General features: G+C 65.2%; 16 protein-coding genes and 1 pseudogene. 13 read left to right on the plus strand and 4 right to left on the minus strand.

Features of this window, described 5'->3' with window-relative positions; translation table 11 throughout:
• The first annotated feature begins 155 nt into the window (after positions 1-155).
• The 8 genes and pseudogenes from SJY11_RS07225 (at position 156) to SJY11_RS07260 (ending at position 8,230) form a co-directional block, all read left to right on the plus strand.
• Entirely contained in the window at positions 156-3,113 is a 2,958-nt protein-coding gene (locus tag SJY11_RS07225; protein ID WP_376985934.1) for a 2-oxoglutarate dehydrogenase E1 component, read from the plus strand.
• A 46-nt stretch (positions 3,114-3,159) separates the two neighbouring features.
• Positions 3,160-3,225, plus strand: a pseudogene (locus SJY11_RS07230) (hypothetical protein); the annotation flags it as partial.
• Positions 3,226-3,289: 64 nt separating this feature from the next.
• Positions 3,290-4,453: a 2-oxoglutarate dehydrogenase complex dihydrolipoyllysine-residue succinyltransferase gene (gene odhB / locus SJY11_RS07235; protein WP_376985935.1), complete on the plus strand. Its 1,164-nt coding sequence runs from the start codon at positions 3,290-3,292 to the stop codon at positions 4,451-4,453.
• A 13-nt stretch (positions 4,454-4,466) separates the two neighbouring features.
• A complete protein-coding gene (locus tag SJY11_RS07240) occupies positions 4,467-5,132 on the plus strand; it encodes a hypothetical protein (RefSeq protein ID WP_376985936.1) in 666 nt (221 codons plus the stop codon).
• A 9-nt stretch (positions 5,133-5,141) separates the two neighbouring features.
• On the plus strand, positions 5,142-5,672 hold the full coding sequence (locus tag SJY11_RS07245; RefSeq protein ID WP_376985937.1) for a hypothetical protein: 531 nt from the start codon (positions 5,142-5,144) through the stop codon (positions 5,670-5,672).
• Positions 5,673-6,140: 468 nt separating this feature from the next.
• Complete coding sequence (gene lpdA / locus SJY11_RS07250; RefSeq protein ID WP_376985938.1) at positions 6,141-7,541, plus strand: dihydrolipoyl dehydrogenase; 1,401 nt, start codon at positions 6,141-6,143, stop codon at positions 7,539-7,541.
• 47 nt (positions 7,542-7,588) lie between these two features.
• On the plus strand, positions 7,589-7,885 hold the full coding sequence (locus tag SJY11_RS07255; protein WP_326905689.1) for a nucleotidyltransferase family protein: 297 nt from the start codon (positions 7,589-7,591) through the stop codon (positions 7,883-7,885).
• 48 nt (positions 7,886-7,933) lie between these two features.
• Positions 7,934-8,230 carry a HepT-like ribonuclease domain-containing protein gene (locus SJY11_RS07260; protein ID WP_376985939.1) on the plus strand — a complete coding sequence of 99 codons (297 nt, stop codon included), beginning with the start codon at positions 7,934-7,936 and terminating at the stop codon, positions 8,228-8,230.
• Between the two features lie 66 nt (positions 8,231-8,296).
• Here SJY11_RS07260 and folD read toward each other — a convergent pair whose 3' ends face one another.
• Positions 8,297-9,166, minus strand: a complete 870-nt coding sequence (gene folD / locus SJY11_RS07265) for a bifunctional methylenetetrahydrofolate dehydrogenase/methenyltetrahydrofolate cyclohydrolase FolD (protein WP_376985940.1) — start codon at positions 9,164-9,166, stop codon at positions 8,297-8,299.
• Positions 9,167-9,276: 110 nt separating this feature from the next.
• Between folD and SJY11_RS07270 the strand changes: the two genes are divergently transcribed.
• The 5 genes from SJY11_RS07270 (at position 9,277) to SJY11_RS07290 (ending at position 14,433) form a co-directional block, all read left to right on the plus strand.
• Positions 9,277-10,605, plus strand: a complete 1,329-nt coding sequence (locus tag SJY11_RS07270) for a cytosine deaminase (RefSeq protein WP_376985941.1) — start codon at positions 9,277-9,279, stop codon at positions 10,603-10,605.
• Between the two features lie 172 nt (positions 10,606-10,777).
• Complete coding sequence (locus SJY11_RS07275; protein WP_376985942.1) at positions 10,778-12,202, plus strand: FAD-binding oxidoreductase; 1,425 nt, start codon at positions 10,778-10,780, stop codon at positions 12,200-12,202.
• A gap of 2 nt (positions 12,203-12,204) precedes the next feature.
• Complete coding sequence (locus SJY11_RS07280) at positions 12,205-12,786, plus strand: NAD(P)H-dependent oxidoreductase (protein WP_376985943.1); 582 nt, start codon at positions 12,205-12,207, stop codon at positions 12,784-12,786.
• 117 nt (positions 12,787-12,903) lie between these two features.
• Positions 12,904-13,386 carry a MarR family winged helix-turn-helix transcriptional regulator gene (locus SJY11_RS07285; RefSeq protein WP_376985944.1) on the plus strand — a complete coding sequence of 161 codons (483 nt, stop codon included), beginning with the start codon at positions 12,904-12,906 and terminating at the stop codon, positions 13,384-13,386.
• Between the two features lie 129 nt (positions 13,387-13,515).
• Positions 13,516-14,433, plus strand: a complete 918-nt coding sequence (locus SJY11_RS07290) for a DMT family transporter (RefSeq protein WP_376985945.1) — start codon at positions 13,516-13,518, stop codon at positions 14,431-14,433.
• 97 nt (positions 14,434-14,530) lie between these two features.
• Here SJY11_RS07290 and SJY11_RS07295 read toward each other — a convergent pair whose 3' ends face one another.
• From SJY11_RS07295 to SJY11_RS07305, 3 genes are all read right to left on the minus strand, one after another.
• Entirely contained in the window at positions 14,531-16,531 is a 2,001-nt protein-coding gene (locus SJY11_RS07295) for a potassium transporter Kup (protein ID WP_376985946.1), read from the minus strand.
• 116 nt (positions 16,532-16,647) lie between these two features.
• Positions 16,648-17,922, minus strand: a complete 1,275-nt coding sequence (gene ispG, locus SJY11_RS07300) for a flavodoxin-dependent (E)-4-hydroxy-3-methylbut-2-enyl-diphosphate synthase (RefSeq protein WP_376985947.1) — start codon at positions 17,920-17,922, stop codon at positions 16,648-16,650.
• Positions 17,923-17,950: 28 nt separating this feature from the next.
• Entirely contained in the window at positions 17,951-18,493 is a 543-nt protein-coding gene (locus SJY11_RS07305; RefSeq protein WP_376985948.1) for a Fur family transcriptional regulator, read from the minus strand.
• Between the last annotated feature and the right edge of the window lie 34 nt (positions 18,494-18,527).

Consider the following 18,527-nt stretch of genomic DNA (forward strand, 5'->3'; position numbering starts at 1 on the left):
CTCCCTTCCCCCTTGCGGGGAAGGGTTGGGGATGGGGGTGGTGCCGCCTGGCGAGCGCTCACCATGCGGGTCGACCCCCACCCCTGCCCCTCCCCACAAGGGGGAGGGGTCAGGTCGCGGTTCCGGTACGAAGCATTCTGAAAGGCAAAGGCACCATGGCTCGCCAGGACATCAACGAGGCTCTCGCGCAGACGGGTTTCCTCTATGGCGGCAACGCGGCCTATATCGAGGACCTCTACGCCCGCTACCAGGCCGATCCGAAGTCGGTCGACGAGCAGTGGCAGGGCTTCTTCGCCGGGCTGAAGGATGATGGCGCGTCCATCGTCCAGAACGCCAAGGGCGCTTCCTGGACCAAGCCGAACTGGCCGATCCACGCCAATGGCGAACTGGTCTCGGCGCTGGACGGCAACTGGGCCGTGGTCGAGAAGGTCGTCTCCGACAAGCTCAAGGGTAAGGCCCAGGCCAAGGGCGTCGAGATTTCGGCTGCCGACGTGCAGCAGGCGACGCGCGATTCCGTCCGCGCGATCATGCTGATCCGCGCCTACCGGATGCGCGGCCATCTCCATGCCAAGCTCGATCCGCTCGGCATCGAGAGCCGCACCGACAATGAGGAACTGTCGCCGGCCGCCTTCGGCTTCGGCGAGGCCGATCTCGACCGCAAGATCTTCATCGACAACGTGCTCGGCATGGAGTTCGCCACCATCCGCGAGATGGTCGCCGTGCTCCAGCGGACCTATTGCAGCACGGTCGGCATCGAGTTCATGCACATCTCCGACCCGGAGCAGAAGGCCTGGTTGCAGGAGCGCATCGAGGGGCCTGACAAGGAGATCGCCTTCACCCGCGAGGGCAAGAAGGCGATCCTGAACAAGCTCGTCGAGGCCGAGGGCTTCGAGAAGTTCATCGATCTCAAGTACACCGGCACCAAGCGCTTCGGCCTGGACGGCGGCGAGGCGCTGATCCCGGCGCTGGAGCAGATCATCAAGCGCGGCGGCGCGCTCGGCGTGCGCGACATCGTCTTCGGCATGGCCCATCGCGGCCGCCTGAACGTGCTGACCCAGGTGCTGGGCAAGCCGCATCGCGCGCTGTTCCACGAGTTCAAGGGCGGCTCCTTCGCGCCCGACGACGTCGAGGGATCGGGCGACGTGAAGTACCATCTTGGTGCCTCCAGCGACCGCGAGTTCGACGGCAACAACGTCCACATCTCGCTGACCGCCAACCCCTCACATCTCGAGATCGTCGACCCCGTCGTGCTCGGCAAGGTGCGCGCCAAGCAGGACCAGTTCGGCGACATCGTCGAGCGCTCCAAGGTGCTGCCGCTGCTGCTGCATGGCGACGCCGCCTTCGCCGGCCAGGGTGTGGTGGCGGAGTGCCTCGGCCTGTCCGGGCTGAAGGGCCACCGCACCGGCGGCTCGATCCACTTCATCATCAACAACCAGATCGGCTTCACCACCTATCCGCGCTATTCGCGCTCCTCGCCCTATCCGTCCGACGTGGCGAAGATGGTCGAGGCGCCGGTGTTCCATGTGAATGGCGACGATCCGGAGGCGGTGGTCTTCGCGGCGAAGGTCGCGATCGAGTTCCGGCAGAAGTTCCACAAGCCGGTCGTCATCGACATGTTCTGCTATCGCCGCTTCGGCCATAACGAGGGCGACGAGCCGGGCTTCACCCAGCCGCTGATGTACCGCAAGATCCGCGGGCACAAGACGACGCTGGAACTCTACACCGCCAAGCTCGAGGCCGAGGGTGTGATCCAGCCCGGCGAGGTCGACGAGATCCGGGCGGGCTGGAAGGCGAAGCTCGAGGTCGAGTTCGAGGCCGGGCAGTCCTTCAAGCCGAACAAGGCCGACTGGCTCGACGGCCGTTGGGCCGGCATGAAGGCGATCCGTGCCGACGAGGATGATCCGCGCCGCGGCGCCACCGGCGTCGACGCCAACGTCCTGCGCGAGATCACCGAGAAGATCACGGCGGTGCCGCCGGGCTTCAACGTGCACAAGACGATCCAGCGCTTCCTCGACAACCGCCGCAAGGCGGTCGAGACCGGGCAGGGCATCGACTGGGCGACCGCCGAGGCGCTGGCCTTCGGCTCGCTGCTGCTCGACGGCAACCCGGTGCGCCTCTCGGGCCAGGATTGCGAGCGCGGCACCTTCTCACAGCGCCATTCGGTGCTGATCGACCAGGAGACGGAGGCCCGCCACACCTCGCTCAACCACATCCGCGAGGGCCAGTCCCGCTACGAGGTCATCAATTCGATGCTCTCGGAGGAGGCGGTGCTCGGCTTCGAATACGGCTATTCGCTGTCGGAGCCGAATGCGCTGACCTGCTGGGAGGCGCAGTTCGGCGACTTCGCCAACGGCGCGCAGGTCGTGTTCGACCAGTTCATCTCCTCGGGCGAGCGCAAGTGGCTGCGCATGTCGGGCCTCGTCTGCCTCCTGCCGCATGGCTATGAGGGCCAGGGTCCGGAGCACTCGTCGGCCCGTCTCGAGCGCTTCCTGCAGATGTGCGCCGAGGACAACATGCAGGTGGCGAACTGCTCGACGCCGGCGAGCTATTTCCACATTCTGCGCCGCCAGCTGAAGCGCGATTTCCGCAAGCCGCTGATCCTGATGACGCCGAAGTCGCTGCTGCGCCACAAGCGCTGCGTCTCGACGCTGGATGAGCTGGCCGAGAGCTCGACCTTCCACCGCGTGCTGCATGACGACGCCGAGCGCGGCAACTCGACGACCAAGCTGGTCAAGGATTCGAAGATCCGGCGCGTCATCCTCTGCTCGGGCAAGGTCTATTTCGACCTGCTGGACGAGCGCGAGAAGCGCGGCATCGACGATGTCTACCTGATGCGCGTCGAGCAGCTCTATCCCTTCCCGCTGAAGTCGCTGGCGCAGGAGCTGGCGCGCTTCAAGGGCGCCGACGTGGTGTGGTGCCAGGAGGAGCCGAAGAACATGGGCTCCTGGACCTTCGTCGAGCCCTATCTGGAATGGGTGCTGGGCCATGCCGGCTCGAAGTCGAAGCGGCCGCGCTATGTCGGCCGCCCGGCCTCGGCCGCGACCGCGACCGGCCTGATGTCCAAGCATCTCGCCCAGCTCAACGCCTTCCTGGACGAAGCCTTCGCCGGCTGACGCCCAGACACCCAAAACGTCAGACAGAACAGAACAGAGGCCTGACATGGCGACCGAAATCCGCGTACCCACCCTCGGCGAATCCGTCTCCGAGGCCACCATCGGCAAGTGGTTCAAGAAGCCGGGAGACACTGTTAAGGCAGACGAGCCGCTGGTTCGAGCTCGAGACCGACAAGGTGACGCTCGAGGTCAACGCGCCGGCCGCCGGCGTGCTCGGCGAGATCGTCGCCAAGGAAGGCGACACCGTCGGCGTCAGCGCGCTGCTGGGCATGATCTCGGCCGGCGAGGGCAAGGCTGCGGCTCCTGCCGCCAAGGCCGAGGAGAAGAAGGCCGATACCGCCGTGGCGCAGGCCTCCGGCAAGGCCGGCGAGGCGACCACCGCCGCCGCCGAGGCGAAGGCCGGGGAAGTGGCCGGCGACAGCGAGATCAAGCCCGCGACCAAGGCCGCCGATTCCGGCCCGGCCGTGTCGCGCCTGGCCGCCGAGAGCGGCGTCGACCCGTCCAAGGTCAATGCGTCCGGCAAGGACGGCCGCGTCACCAAGGGCGACATGCTGGCCGCGATCGCGACCGGCCCTGCGGTTGCCGCCTCCGCTCCGGCCGCGCCCGTGCAGGTCCGTGCGCCGTCGCCGGTCGACGACGCCTCGCGCGAAGAGCGCGTGAAGATGACCAAGCTGCGCCAGACCATCGCGCGCCGCCTCAAGGAAGCGCAGGCGACGGCTGCGATGCTGACCACCTTCAACGAGGTGGACATGTCGGCGGTGATGGCCCTGCGCAACCAGTACAAGGACGTGTTCGAGAAGAAGCACGGCGTGAAGCTCGGCTTCATGGGCTTCTTCGTGAAGGCCTGCGTCCAGGCGCTGAAGGAGATCCCCTCCGTCAACGCCGAGATCGACGGTACCGACATCATCTACAAGAACTACTATCACGTCGCCGTCGCGGTCGGCACGGACAAGGGCCTGGTGGTTCCGGTCGTGCGCGATGCCGACCAGCTCTCCATCGCCGGCGTCGAGAAGGCGATCGGCACGCTCGGCAAGAAGGCCCGCGAGGGCGCCCTCAAGATCGAGGACATGCAGGGCGGCACCTTCACCATCTCGAATGGCGGCGTCTACGGCTCGCTGATGTCGACGCCCATTCTGAACGCGCCGCAGTCGGCGATCCTCGGCATGCACAAGATCCAGGAGCGCCCGATGGTCGTCGGCGGCCAGATCGTGGTGCGGCCGATGATGTATCTGGCGGTCAGCTACGATCACCGCATCATCGACGGCAAGGAGGCGGTGACCTTCCTCGTCCGGATCAAGGAGGCCCTGGAGGACCCGGCGCGGCTCGTGCTGGATCTGTGAGGAGATGGGTACCATGCAGCCGTTGCGCACGTCGGAACGAAATGTCAAATTGATAGCCACTATTCTAGCGCACGAACAGGCGGTCAAGGATGGCATGGCTAGAATTGATTGGAATGTTGCTGATCAATTCTCATTGAAGGATTATACAGAGGCTAACGTTGTTGCCTTTGGTCCTGAGCTTGCTGATCCAATATCAACAATATCTCTTTCTCTTGTTCGAATGATGGACGAGATGGGCATTGACTCTCGCGAGTTGGTTGCCCGCATCGCTTTGGGGTTGCCTAGTGACGTTTTCTCAGCCGAACAAATAGATCGGTTCAAAGTTCTTTTCACGAGTTTGATATCTCAGTTTAGTCTCAATAAAGTTAAAGTCCTCGATAAGGCGTCTGATATATATTTTTCGACAAACCATCATTTTCACAGTTTTAAAATATTGACAAATCTCAAGCCTATATTTTCGTTGGATCGTAGCCAGATAGTCAATTTTATTGTTACGTCGCAAATCCACATGATCATTTCTGACGGCATCGAGAGGGATATAGAGTATATAATCGATGTCGGCATTGATGATTTAAAGAAAATTGGAGAGCATGCCGAGTCTGCACTGAAGAAAGTTCAGGTTGCTGAAGCGCAAATGTCAAAGCTGATCGAGCGGAAAGTGGTTACCTATAATCCCTAGGGGGCTGGAATGGTAATTCAAGAATTTGAAGGGGTAAAGCAACAGCGGATGTTGGGTTCTCGCTCTCGCGATGGAGGCGGTTCACTTCGCGAACGTCGCCGTATCGAGCCAAGCCGGAGCCATGATATTGGACGGTGGGAGCGAAAGGTTGAAGTTGCAGATCCCATGATCGGCCATCGCCCTCGATCCAGTTTAGATTTATGGGGAGATGATCATGTGGTTGCTCAGACAACCCATTCCCAAGTGATGTCTGAACTCACGCGGCATGAGCGAGAGTTGATAGCCGATGCTATTAACCTCTCTTTGCGCGGTGAGGACTCTGCGCCTTTGCAAAAATCGGAGTATGTGCAGAGGCCTCTAAGACCTTTGGGGAAGCCTTATATTGAAGTCGCGGTTTCATATTTTGGTATTACGTTGTGTATTTTGTCTGCTATTAATGCACTTATAAGTCAAGAATTTATCCGGGCAATTGTCTTTACCTTTTTTGCTGTTGCAATTGACTCTCTCATTACTCGGATTAGGCGTCTTCACAATGCGTAAATCCGATAAAATTAGATTATTTTTGATTTTATGTTTTTTTGCAGCGCTAGTCGCAGGCCTTTTGGTATGGTTCTTTGTGGATGAGAGCGGTTTTTTGTGGTTAAATAATGTACCAACTCGCGTATTTATTGTTTTTGTGTGCGAAGTGGCGATATTGTACATGTGTTTCCAGCTCTATTCTCGGATATTCCCTGACAGCCCAGCTCTTAACAGTCAGAAGAACATACGAATGTACAGATTTTGCTTGGTAGTCTTCACATCTGCGCCTGGACTGGCTTACTCAGTCGACAAGATATATTTTGACGGCTTGAAATTTGAATTGAATTTATCGGGCGTAGGTATGTATACATGTATTATTATTGTAACAATACTCCTTATCATCCACCTCGGCACGCTAGAATACAACAGGATTTGTGAGACGAGCAATCAAGCTTGGTCCACAAGTGCGCCAATAAGGTAAATGTTGCCATGTCCTACGATCTCGTCGTCATCGGAACCGGCCCTGGCGGCTATGTCTGCGCCATCCGCGCCGCCCAGCTCGGCCTCAAGGTCGCTGTGGTCGAGAAGCGCAAGACGCATGGCGGCACCTGCCTCAATGTCGGCTGCATCCCCTCCAAGGCGCTGCTGCACGCCTCCGAGATGTTCGCCGAGGCGGGTCATGTCTTCCCGAGCCTCGGCGTGGTCGTCGGCACCCCGACGCTCGACCTCAAGCAGATGATGACCCACAAGAAGGAGACGGTGGATGCCAACGTCAACGGCGTCGCCTTCCTTTTGAAGAAGAACAAGATCGAGCCTTTCCACGGCACGGCCAGCATTCCGGCCGCCGGCAAGGTCGTCGTCACCGCCGAGGACGGCTCGACCAAGGAGCTCGAGACCAAGAACATCGTCATCGCCACGGGCTCCGAGGCCGCCGGCCTGCCGGGCGTCGCGATTGACGAGAAGACGGTCGTGACCTCGACGGGGGCGCTCGAGCTAACCGCCGTTCCCAAGGAACTCGTCGTGGTCGGCGCCGGCGTGATCGGGCTGGAGATCGGCTCGGTCTGGAGCCGGCTCGGCGCCAAGGTCACCGTGATCGAATATCTCGACCGCATCCTGCCGGGCATGGACGCCGAGGTCGGCAAGCAGTTCCAGCGCATCCTGGAGAAGCAGGGCTTCGAATTCATCCTCGGCTCGAAGGTCACGAAGGTCGAGACCGGGAAGAAGGGGGGCGCGACCGTCACGGTCGAGCCCGCCGCAGGCGGCGAGGCGAAGACGCTGGCCGCCGACATCGTGCTGGTCGCGATCGGCCGCCGCCCGAACACGGACGGGCTCGGGCTGGAGGGTGCGGGCGTCGCCACCGAGCGCGGCCGCGTCGTCATCGACGACCACTTCAAGACCAATGTCGCGGGCATCTACGCCATCGGCGACGTGGTGCGCGGCCCGATGCTGGCGCACAAGGCCGAGGACGAGGGCGTCGCGGTCGCCGAGATCATCGCCGGCAAGCACGGCCATGTGAACTACGACGCGATCCCCGGCATCGTCTACACCTCGCCGGAGGTCGCTTCGCTCGGCAAGACCGAGGAGGAGCTGAAGGCGGCGGGCGTCGACTACAAGGTCGGCAAGTTCCCCTTTACCGCCAATGGTCGCGCCCGCGCGATGCGCCAGACCGACGGCTTCGTGAAGGTGCTGGCCGACGCCAAGACCGACCGCGTCCTGGGCTGCCACATCATCGGCCCCCGCGCCGGCGACCTGATCGCGGAAGTCACCGTGCTGATGGAGTTCGGTGGTTCGTCGGAAGACCTCGCCCGCACCTGCCACGCCCATCCGACGCTGGCCGAGACGGTCAAGGAAGCGGCGATGGCCGTCGAGAAGCGCCAGATTCATATGTGACTGGCGCCGTTCTTCGCGTCCGGCCCCGTCTGGTGTAAGATGGGGCCATGACGCGGGATGAGGCCACTGCCGAACTGGTCCGTCGTACGGATGCCTTGCGCCAGCGCGGCGCCAGGGCGGCGTTCGTCTATGGCTCCACCGCCCGCAACGAGGCGCGAGCCGACAGCGACATCGACATCTTCATCGACATCGAGCCCGGCCGGAAGTTCTCGCTGCTCGATCTCGTGGGCATGCAGCTATACTTGGCCGAAGAACTCGGCGTCGAGATCGACCTGACGACTCGATCGAGCCTGCATCCGAAGCTGAAAGACCAAATCGAGAGCGAGGCCGTCAGGATCTTCTGATGGCCCGTCGCGTCGATGTTGTCCTGCAGGAAATTTTTCGACGCGATCATGCTCGTGGAGAGCGAGCTTTCCCGCCATACTGAAGCGTCGTTTTCCAGAGCGCTTTTTCTGCAACGCGCGACGGAGCGATCGCTGGAGATCATCTCGGAAGCGACGCGCCATCTCCCCGACGCCCTGATCGCGACGAAGCCGGAAATCGCATGGGGCGAGGTCCGTGGGATCGGTAACAGGCTGAGGCATGAGTACTGGCGTGTCGATTCAGGCCTCATCTGGTCGATCGTGATGGATGATCTGCCAGCCTTGAAAACCGCCATCGAGGATCTGCTACGCGGTATCGAAGAATGATCCCGGTCTAAAGTCGCCCTCTCGTCCCGAGATGCTCAGGTCTTCGCCCGAGCATGACGTCTGAGCCTATCCCCGCCGCGCCTTGAACGCCGTCAGCGTGTTGCGCAGCAGGCAGGCGATCGTCATCGGGCCGACGCCGCCGGGGACGGGGGTGATCGCGCCGGCGATGTCGGCGGCTTCCGCGAAGGCGACGTCGCCGGTGAGCTTGCCGTCGGGCAGGCGGTTGATGCCGACATCGATCACCGTCGCGCCGGGCTTGATCCAGTCGCCCCTGACGAAGCCGGGGCGGCCGACCGCAGCGACGACGATGTCGGCGCGGCGCACCACGGCTGCCAGATCCTTCGTGCGCGAATGGGCGATCGTCACCGTGCAGTCGGCCTGCAGCAGCAATTGCGCGACGGGGCGGCCGACGAGTTCGGAGCGGCCGATCACCACCGCCTCGAGCCCCGCGAGCGCGGGCAGGACGCTCTTCAGCAGCAGCATCGAGCCCAGCGGCGTGCACGGTACGAGCAGGTGCTCGGGATCGATCTTGCCGCCGGCGAGGCGGCCGGCATTGAGCGGGTGCAGCCCGTCGACATCCTTGGCGGGGTCGATGGCGTCGATCACGGCTGCGGTGTCGAGATGCTTCGGCAGCGGCAGCTGCACGAGAATGCCGTCGACCGCGTCGTCGGCGTTGAGTTCCGCGAGCTTGGCCAGCAGGGTTTCCTGGCTGGTGTCGGCCGCCAGGCGGTGGGCGACCGAGTTCATGCCGACCTCGACCGCGAGCTTCTCTTTCGAGGCGACATAGACGCGGCTCGCCGGATCGTCCCCGACCAGCACGACATGCAGGCCGGGCACCTTGCCGCTCGCCGCCTTGATGCCGGCGACCTCGGTCGCGATCTGTGCGCGCAAGGCGGCGGCGATGGCCTTGCCATCGATCATTCGGGCCTGCGGCATGGGGACACTCTCCATCGGCGGGAAGCCGCCCTCATGCGGCGCCGGCTTGCCCGCCGTCAAGCGCGCCGGTATCGATCGTGCATGGCGACGCCGATGGAGATGCTGTCCCCGTGAGTACCGGTTTCGCCGCTGTGCCGCCTGCTTCGTCCTATCGCCTGACAAGGGCCGGTCTGCCGCTCTGCCTCGTCGAGGCCGGTGGGCTCGCCGCCGACCGCGACGGGCTGGCGCTGGTCGATCTCGCGGTCGAGGACGGCCTGATCGCCTCGATCCTGCCGGCGGGCACGGAGGGACTGAGCGAGGGTCCCGTGTTCGATCTCGACGGCGGCATCGTGCTGCCGCGCCTGGTCGATTGCCATGTCCATCTCGACAAAGGGCATATCTGGCCGCGCCGGCGCAATCCCGATGGCAGCTTCATGGGCGCGCTGAACAGCGTCATGGCCGACCGCGAGGCGAATTGGTCGGCCACCGATGTCCGCGCGCGGATGGCGTTCGGCCTGCGCTGCGCCTTCGCGCATGGCACCGCCGCCGTGCGGACGCATATCGATTCGCTGGGGAAGCAGATCGGCCTTTCCTGGCCGGTGCTGGCGGATCTGCGGGCGGAATGGGCGGGGCGCATCGCGGTCCAGGGCTCGCCCCTGTTCGGCATCCAGTTCGCGCTCGACGAAGGCCATATCCGCGATGTGGTCGCGGCGGTGAAGGCGCATGGCGACCGCCTGTTCGGCTGCGTCAGCTACATGATCCCCGAACTCGACGCCGCGCTGGACGTGATCTTCCGGACCGCGATCGAGAATGGCTTCGACCTCGATTTCCATGTCGACGAGACCAATGACCCCGACGCGCGCTCGCTGGAGCACATTGCGGACGCGGCGATCCGGCATCGCTTCACGGGCAAAATCCTGGCCGGGCATTGCTGCTCGCTGGCGCTGCAGGAGCCCGAGGCCGAGGCGCGCATCATCGCCAAGGTCAGGGAGGCCGGCATCGCGGTGGTCTCGCTGCCGATGTGCAACATGTATCTGCAGGACAGGACGCCCGGCCGCACCCCGCGCTGGCGCGGCGTCACCGCGCTGCACGAGCTGAAGGCGGCCGGCGTGCCGGTGATGATCGCGTCCGACAACACCCGCGACCCGTTCTACGCCTATGGCGATCTCGACCTGATCGAAGTGCTGCGCGAGGGCACCCGAATCCTCCAGCTCGACCATGCCGGAACCGACTGGGCCAGTGCGGTGGCGCGGACGCCGGCTTCCATCCTGGGGCTGGAGGGCACGGGCGTGCTGTCGCCAGGCGGCCCGGCCGACCTGATCCTGACCCGGGCGCGCGACTGGACCGAGTTCTTCGCCCGGCCGCAATCCAACCGCACGGTGCTGGTTGCCGGCCGCGCGATCGACACGACGCTGCCGGATCATCGCGAACTGGACCACCTGATGGGCGTGCGGTCGTGACGTCCAAACCGTCGACCCAACCTCGACGTCATCCTGGGCGGCCGAAGGCCGGCCCGGGATCCATCGTCGAGCGCATCGCCCTTCGATGGATCCCGGCGCTTCGCTGCGCTTGCGCCGGGATGACGGCTGAGGGGATCGAAGGGGTCGAGCCAACCTGGGAAACCCGAGAGCCATGACCACCCGCTACGACATCGCCGCGCTCAAGGCCCGCCTCGGCTCGATCCGCAGCGAGGACAATCCGGCGCTGGTGAAGCAGAAGAGCCGCGATTTCTTCTGGTACTCGCCGGTGCTGAAGCGCCAGCTCGACCATGTCACCGCAGACCTCGTGGTCTCGCCGACCAGCGAGGCGCAGGTTCTGGAGGTGCTCGCCGCCTGCCACGCACTCGGCATCCCCGTGACGCCGCGCGGCACGGGGACCGGCAATTACGGCCAGGCCATGCCGCTCTCGGGCGGCGTGCTGCTCGATCTCTCGGGCTTCGACAAGGTGCTCGACATCGCGCCCGGCCGCTATGTCGCCGAGCCCGGCGCGATCATGGCCCGGATCGACGAGCAGACGCGGGCCCATTCGCGGCAGGAGCTCAGGCTGCACCCCTCGACCTACCAGACGGCCTCGATCGGCGGCTTCATCGCCGGCGGCTCGGGCGGTGTCGGCTCGATCAAATGGGGCGGCCTTCGCGACTGGGGCAACATCATCCGCCTGCGGGTCGCGACGATGGAGGCAAGCCCGCGCATCCTCGAACTCCAGGGCGAGGACCTGCACAAGGTCGCCCATGCCTATGGCACCAACGGCATCATCACCCAGGTCGAGATGCCGCTCGGGCCGGCCTATGAGTGGGTCGACGCGATCCTCGGCTTTCCCACCCTGCGCGCGGCGACGGAGTTCGCCAACAGCCTCGGCGAGCAGGACGGGCTGGCGCTGAAGAACCTCTGTGTCGTCGCAGCTCCCGCGCCGCATGACTATTTCCTGCGCCACCGCAAGTTCCTGCCGCGCGACAGCCATCTCGTCATCGTCATGGTCGCCGATTTCGCGGTCGAGTCGCTCGCGGCCTATGCGCGGCGCTTCAAGGGGGCGGAACTGCTGCTGCGCTCGGACAGGCTGTCGCCGGAGGAGGCGAAGGGCCTGCCGCCGGCTTACGAGCTGGGCTGGAACCACACCACGCTGCGGGCGCTGCGGGTCGATCCCGCGATCACCTATCTGCAGGTGCTCTATCCCTTCCCCAACCAGGTCGAGCTGGTCGAGGCCATCCACGCCCGCTTCGGGGACGAGGTGATCTGCCATCTCGAATTCGTCCGCTTCGACGGCAAGGTCACCTGCTTCGGCCTGCCGCTGGTGCGCTTCACCACGGAGGAGCGGCTGGAGGAGATCATGGCCATCCATGAGGAGATGGGCGCGCCGATCTTCAATCCGCACCGCTACACGCTGGAGGAGGGCGGCATGAAGCAGACCGACGAGGCGCAGCTCGCCTTCAAGCGCGAGGCGGACCCGCAGGGCCTGCTCAACCCGGGCAAGATGATCGCCTGGGAGGATCCGTCCTACGACTACAAGGCGGGCGGCACCTTCCTGTTTCGCAGCCTGTCCGAAGCCGGGGTCGGCTAAGAATGCGCGTGCTCGTCCTCTATGCCCATCCCAACCCGGAGAGCTACGGCGCAGCCCTGCATGCGGCGGTGGTCGAGGCCCTGATGGCGGCCGGGCACGAGGTCGACGACTGCGATCTCTATGCGGAGGGCTTCGATCCGGTGCTGAGCCGGGCGGAGCGCGTCGGCTATCACGACCTCGCCACGAACACCGATCCCGTCGCCGGCTATGTCGCCCGGGTGCAGGCGGCCGAGGCGTTGGTGCTGTGCTTCCCGGTCTGGAATTTCGGCTATCCGGCGATCCTGAAGGGCTTCTTCGACCGCGTCTTCCTGCCGGGCATCTCGTTCAAGCTGGTCGACGGCAAGGTCCGGCCCAATCTCTGGACCATCCGCAAGCTCGTCGCCGTCACCACCTATGGCGGCACGCGCTGGCGCGCTTTTCTGATGGGCGACCCGCCGCGCAAGGCGGTGTGCCGGGTGCTGCGGGCGGTCTGCCATCCGACCGCGCGGCCGCGCTATCTCGCCCATTACGACATGAACCGGGCGACGCCCGAGAGCCGGGCGGCCTTCCGCGCCAAAGTGTCCGAGCGCATGCGCTCTCTGTGACAGCACGCCAGTGAGTGTCATCACGCTGTCATCTTGGCGCGCGAACAGGCAGCCGGCGAAGCGACTTCCTGATCCGCATAAGGATCGAGACTAAGGTTGAGCTGGGGATCGCGCGAGATGACCAAGGCACTCGAAAAGAGCGTCGGCCGGGCCTTGCTCGTCACCGCGCGCCTGCACCGCGCCCGCATGGGCGAACGACTCAATGCGCTGGGCCTCTTCCCGGGTCAGGAGCAGGCGCTGAAGGCGCTGCAGCCGGCGCCGATGACGATGGGCGAACTGGCGACGCTGCTCAGGGTCAAGCCGCCGACCGTCTCCAAGACCATCGGCCGACTGTCGCTGCAGGGGCTGGTGACGCGCGAGGGCGGCGGCCGCGACGGGCGTCTCGTGCAGGTCGCCCTCACCGAGAGCGGCCACAAGACGGCGCAGGCGCTGGATGCGGTCTGGACGCAGGTCGAGGAGGAACTGCTTGACCGGCTCGACGGCAAGGAGCGGAAGCAGCTGCGGCGGCTGCTGCGCAAGGCCGCCAAGGGCCTCTCCAAGGCCGGTGTCGACGTGGACGACGCCGAGGCGGATGGCGACGAGGCCGACAGCGACGCCTGAGCCGGCGCGCGCGGCCGGGGCGCCTCAACCCGGGCGGCGCATGGAGCGCATGCGCGGGGCCGCTGGCCCACCGGCGCAAATCGGTCCACTCTGGCGCAGCCATTCTCGCCGCGCATGACGGGACCCCTATTGCCCGCCGCCTCCACCCACCTCCCCGAAACCCGCCGCTCGCGGCTGATCGCCATCGGGCTGATCTGCGGCGCGGTGCTGTTCTTCGCCCTGCTCGACGCCAGCGCGAAATGGCTTTCGGCGCATATGGACCCGCTGCAGGTGGTGTTCGCGCGCTATGCCGGCAGTATGGTCCTGGTTCTGATGCTGCTGAACCCGTGGAGCCGGCCGGGGGTGCTGCGGACCAAGCGGCCGGTGCTGCAGGGCGTGCGGTCGCTGCTGCTGCTGGGCTCGACGGTCCTGAACTTCATCGCGATCAAGTATCTCCAGCTCGCGGAGGCCGTCTCGATCATGTTCGCGGGGCCGCTGCTGGTGGCGCTGGTGGCGGGCCCCCTGCTGGGCGAATGGCCGGGGCCGCGCCGCATGGCGGCGATCGCGGTCGGCTTCCTCGGCGTGCTGGTGATCACGCGGCCGGGCTTCGGCGGCATGCATCCGGCCGCGATCCTCAGCGTCTTCGGCTGCATCTGCTACAGCTTCTATGCGCTCGCGACGCGCCAGCTCGCGGCCTATGATCCGCCCGAGACGACGATGGTCTATTCCGGCGTCGCCGGGACACTGGTCATGCTGCCGGTGATTCCCTTCGTCTGGACGATGCCGCAGACGCCGCTCGCCTGGGCGATCCTGCTGGGGACCGGGCTGCTCGGCGGCTTCGGCCACTGGCTGCTGATCCTGGCGCACCGGCTGGCCCCGGCGACCGTGCTTGCGCCCTTCATCTATTCGCAGATCGTCTGGATGGTGCTGCTGGGCTGGGTCGTCTTCGGGCAGTTCCCGGATGGCTGGACCTTCGCCGGCGCCACGATCGTGATCGCGTCCGGGCTCTACCTGCTCTATCGCGAGCGGGTGCGGAAGGTGCCGGGGACCGCGGCGCGGATCGATTGACTTTAGGCCGTCACTGCGAGCGTAGCGAAGCATTCCAGGGGACGTCGAGCGCTGCCGCTCTGGATTGCTTCGCTACGCTCGCAATGACGGCGAGCTGTCACACCGTGACCTGCGTCCCCACCTCGACGACGCGACCGGTCGGGATCTGGAAGAAGCTCGTGGCGTCCGTCGCGCTCTTGGTCAGCGAGATGTAGAGATTGTCCTGCCAGACCGGCATGCCCGATTGCGGCGAGGCCTTGATCGAGCGGCGCGAGAGGAAGAACGAGGTCGACATGATGTCGAACTTGAAGCCCTGCTTGCGCAGCACGGCCAGCCCCTTTGGCACGTTGGGGCTCTCCATGTAGCCGTAGACCAGGTCGACCCGCCAGAAATCGTCGGTGATGCGGGAGAGGCGCACGCGCTCCTCCTCGGCGACACGCGGCGTGTCGGCCGAGCGCACGGTCAGGATGACGTTGCGCTCGTGCAGCACCTTGTTGTGCTTGAGGTTGTGCAGCAGCGAGGCGGGCGCGGTTTCGGGGTCGCTGGTCAGGAAGACGGCCATGCCCTTGACCCGGTAGGGTGGGCTCTTGGAGAGCATGCCGACGAGCTCGAGCAGCGGTACGTCGGTCTTGCGGGTCTTGTCGAAGAGGATCTTGGTGCCGCGCACCCAGGTCCACATCAGGATGATCAGCGCGATCGCCAGCAGCACCGGGACATAGCCGCCGCTGAAGAGCTTCAGCATGTTGGCCGAGAAAAAGGCGATGTCGATGATGAGGAAGGGCGTTACCACGGCGAGCGTGGCGGCGAGCGACCAGCGCCAGCCTTTCCAGATCACGATGAAGGCCAGCAGCGAATCGACCATCATCGCGCCGAAGACCGAGATGCCGTAGGCATGCGACAGGTTCGACGAGGTCTGGAAGGTCCAGACCAGCATCAGCACGACGGCCAGCAGCATGACGTTGATGCGCGGGATGTAGATCTGCCCGGAGGTGGTCTCGGATGTATGGCGGATCTCGAGGCGCGGCAGCAGGCCGAGCTGGATCGCCTGGCGGGTCAGCGAGAAGGCGCCGGTGATCACGGCCTGGCTGGCGATGATGGTGGCGATCGTTGCCATGATCACGAGCGGCAGGATCAGGCCGGGAGGGGCAAGCTTGTAGAACGGGTTGTCGATCGCGGTCGGGTCGGAGAGGATCAGCGCGCCCTGGCCGAGATAGTTCAGCCAGAGCGCCGGAAACACCATCCAGATCCAGGCGCTGCGGATCGGCCCGCGGCCGAAATGGCCCATGTCGGCATAGAGCGCCTCCGCCCCGGTCACCGCCAGACAGACCGAGCCGAGCACGGCCAGCGAGACGCCGGGATGGTCGTAGAAGAAGCGGAAGCCCCAATAGGGGTTGATCGAGGCGAAGACGCCGACATCGTCGGCGATGTGGTAGATGCCCAGGCCCGCCAGGGTCAGGAACCAGACCATCATGATCGGCCCGAAGAAATTCGCGACCTTGGCGGTGCCGCGGCTCTGGACCAGGAACAGCGCAATGAGGATGCCCGACGCGATCATCACGACATAGTCGTTCAGCGCCGGCGTGACGAGCTTGATGCCCTCCACAGCCGAAAGGACCGAGATCGCGGGGGTGATGACGGCATCGCCGTAGAACAGGGCTGCCCCGGCCATGCCGAGGAAGAGCACGACGCCGCCGCGCATGCGCCCGAGCGCGCGCTGCGCCAGGGCGACGAGGGTGAGCGTTCCGCCCTCGCCGTTGTTGTCGGCGCTGAGAAGCAGGACGACGTATTTCAGCGTCACCACGACCACGAGTGACCACAGGATCAGCGACAGCACGCCGATGATGACCTCGCGCGGGATCGGGGCCGCCAGCACGATGTCGGAGGCGCCGCCATGGCCGCCCGAGGCCGCGCCGGTGGCGGCCAGGACGGTTTCGCGCAGCGCGTAGAGCGGGCTCGTGCCGATGTCGCCATAGACGACGCCGAGCGCACCCAGCGCCAGCGCGGCATAACTGCCATGGCTGTGCTTGGACGGCCCGTGCTGTCCGTTGTGTCCGTTGTCCAGGCCGAAACGGGAATCCTCCCCCTGGGGGGATGAAGGATTCGTCTGGTCATGCCCCATCGGGGATCTCCGCGAGCGCTGCGCTGCAGCGAAAGGCCGGGGCCTCTAGCACGATGCCGTGATCACGCAAAGGTACTGTCATGCATTCGGCGCAGGGCCGCCGTCCTGCCGCGGCGTCATTCCGCCGCATCGACACGCCGGCCGTAGCGTTGCGTGACGTAATCCTCGACCATCGTCTTGAAGTCCTCGGCGATGCGGGGGCCGCGCAGCGTCTTGACCTTCTTGCCGTCGACGAAGACGGGTGCGGTCGGCTCCTCGCCGGTGCCGGGCAGGGAGATGCCGATATCGGCGTGCTTCGATTCGCCCGGGCCGTTGACGATGCAGCCCATCACCGCAACGTTCAGAGCCTCGATGCCGGGATAGCGCGTCTTCCACTCCGGCATGGACGCGGCGATCCAGTCCTGGATGTCGCGGGCGAGTTCCTGGAAGACCGTCGAGGTGGTGCGCCCGCAGCCGGGGCATGCGGCGACCTGCGGCACGAAGGCGCGGAAGCCCATGGTCTGGAGCAGTTCCTGCGCCGCCTTGACCTCGAGGGTGCGATCGCCGCCGGGCTCGGGCGTGAGCGAGAAGCGGATCGTGTCGCCGATCCCCTCCTGCAGGAGGATGCCGAGCGCCGCCGAGGAGGCGACGATGCCCTTTGAGCCCATGCCGGCCTCGGTCAGGCCCAGATGAATGGCGTAGTCGGAGCGCTGCGCCAGCATGCGGTAGACGGTGATCAGGTCCTGCACGCCGGAGACCTTGGCGGAGAGGATGATCTTGTCCTTGCCCAGCCCGATCTCCTCCGCCCGCACGGCGGAGAGCAGGGCCGATTGCACCATCGCCTCGCGCATGATCGCACGGGCGTCGAGCGGGCGCGGCTGAAGCGCGTTCTCGTCCATCAGCGCGGTCAGCAGTTCCTGGTCGAGCGAGCCCCAGTTGGCGCCGATGCGGACAGCCTTGCCGTGCTTGATCGCGAGTTCGACGATCTGGCCGAACTGGCGGTCCTTCTTGTCCTTGAAGCCGACATTGCCGGGGTTGATGCGGTACTTCGCCAGGGCCTGCGCGCAGGCCGGATGTTCGGCCAGCAGCTTGTGGCCGATATAGTGGAAGTCGCCGATCAGCGGCACGTCGATGCCGACGCGGTCGAGCCGCTCGCGGATCTTCGGCACGGCGGCCGCCGCCTCGTCGCGGTCGACGGTGATGCGGACGAGTTCCGAGCCCTGCCGGGCGAGTGCGGCGACCTGCGCCACCGTCCCGTCGATGTCGGCGGTGTCGGTGTTGGTCATCGACTGGACGACGATCGGCGAGCCGCCGCCGACCAGCACATTGCCGACGCGCACGGGCACGGTGAGATGGCGTGGCTGCGGCCCCGAATGCTCGGCGCCCAGGCAGGGAAGGGCCCGCTCGTTCATCGGCCGTGCTCCGTCTCGCGCGTTCCGCTCATGACTGCAGGTTCCGGCAATGCTCGCAGCGCCCGACGATCTCGACGACCTGATGTGAGGGCGCGAACTGACGCGACTGGGCGATGGCGGCGACGGCCTGCTTCATCGCAGGCGAGGAATCCTCGTCGACGCCGCCGCAGGCCTCGCAGATCAGGAAGGCGACGACGTCCCCGGCGCCATGGCCGTGAAGGCAGGCGACATAGGCATTGCGCGAGGAGAGCCGGTGGACGAAGCCCTGCTCGACGAGGAAATCCAGTGCGCGGTAGATCGAGATCGGCGCGAGACGGCGCCCGCCGGCGGGCGAGATCCGGTCGGCGAGATCATAGGCGCCGACGGGGCGGTGATCGGCATGGAGTGCCTGCAACGCCTTGGCACGGATCGGGGTCAGACGCAGGCCGCGCTCGCGGCAGATACGCTCCGCCCGTTCCAGCGCTTCGGCCGCATGGGCGCGGTGATCATGGGCGTGGCGGCATCCACCGTCCTCATGGGAGGCATGGGCATGGTCGCCATGGCTGTGGGCGTGCGGCTGCATCTTGGTCATGTTGCGTTGCGAAGGGTCATCGGGCAACGTGAGC

Source organism: Allobosea sp. R86505 (assembly GCF_042466375.1).
Classification (GTDB): Bacteria; Pseudomonadota; Alphaproteobacteria; order Rhizobiales; family Beijerinckiaceae; genus Allobosea.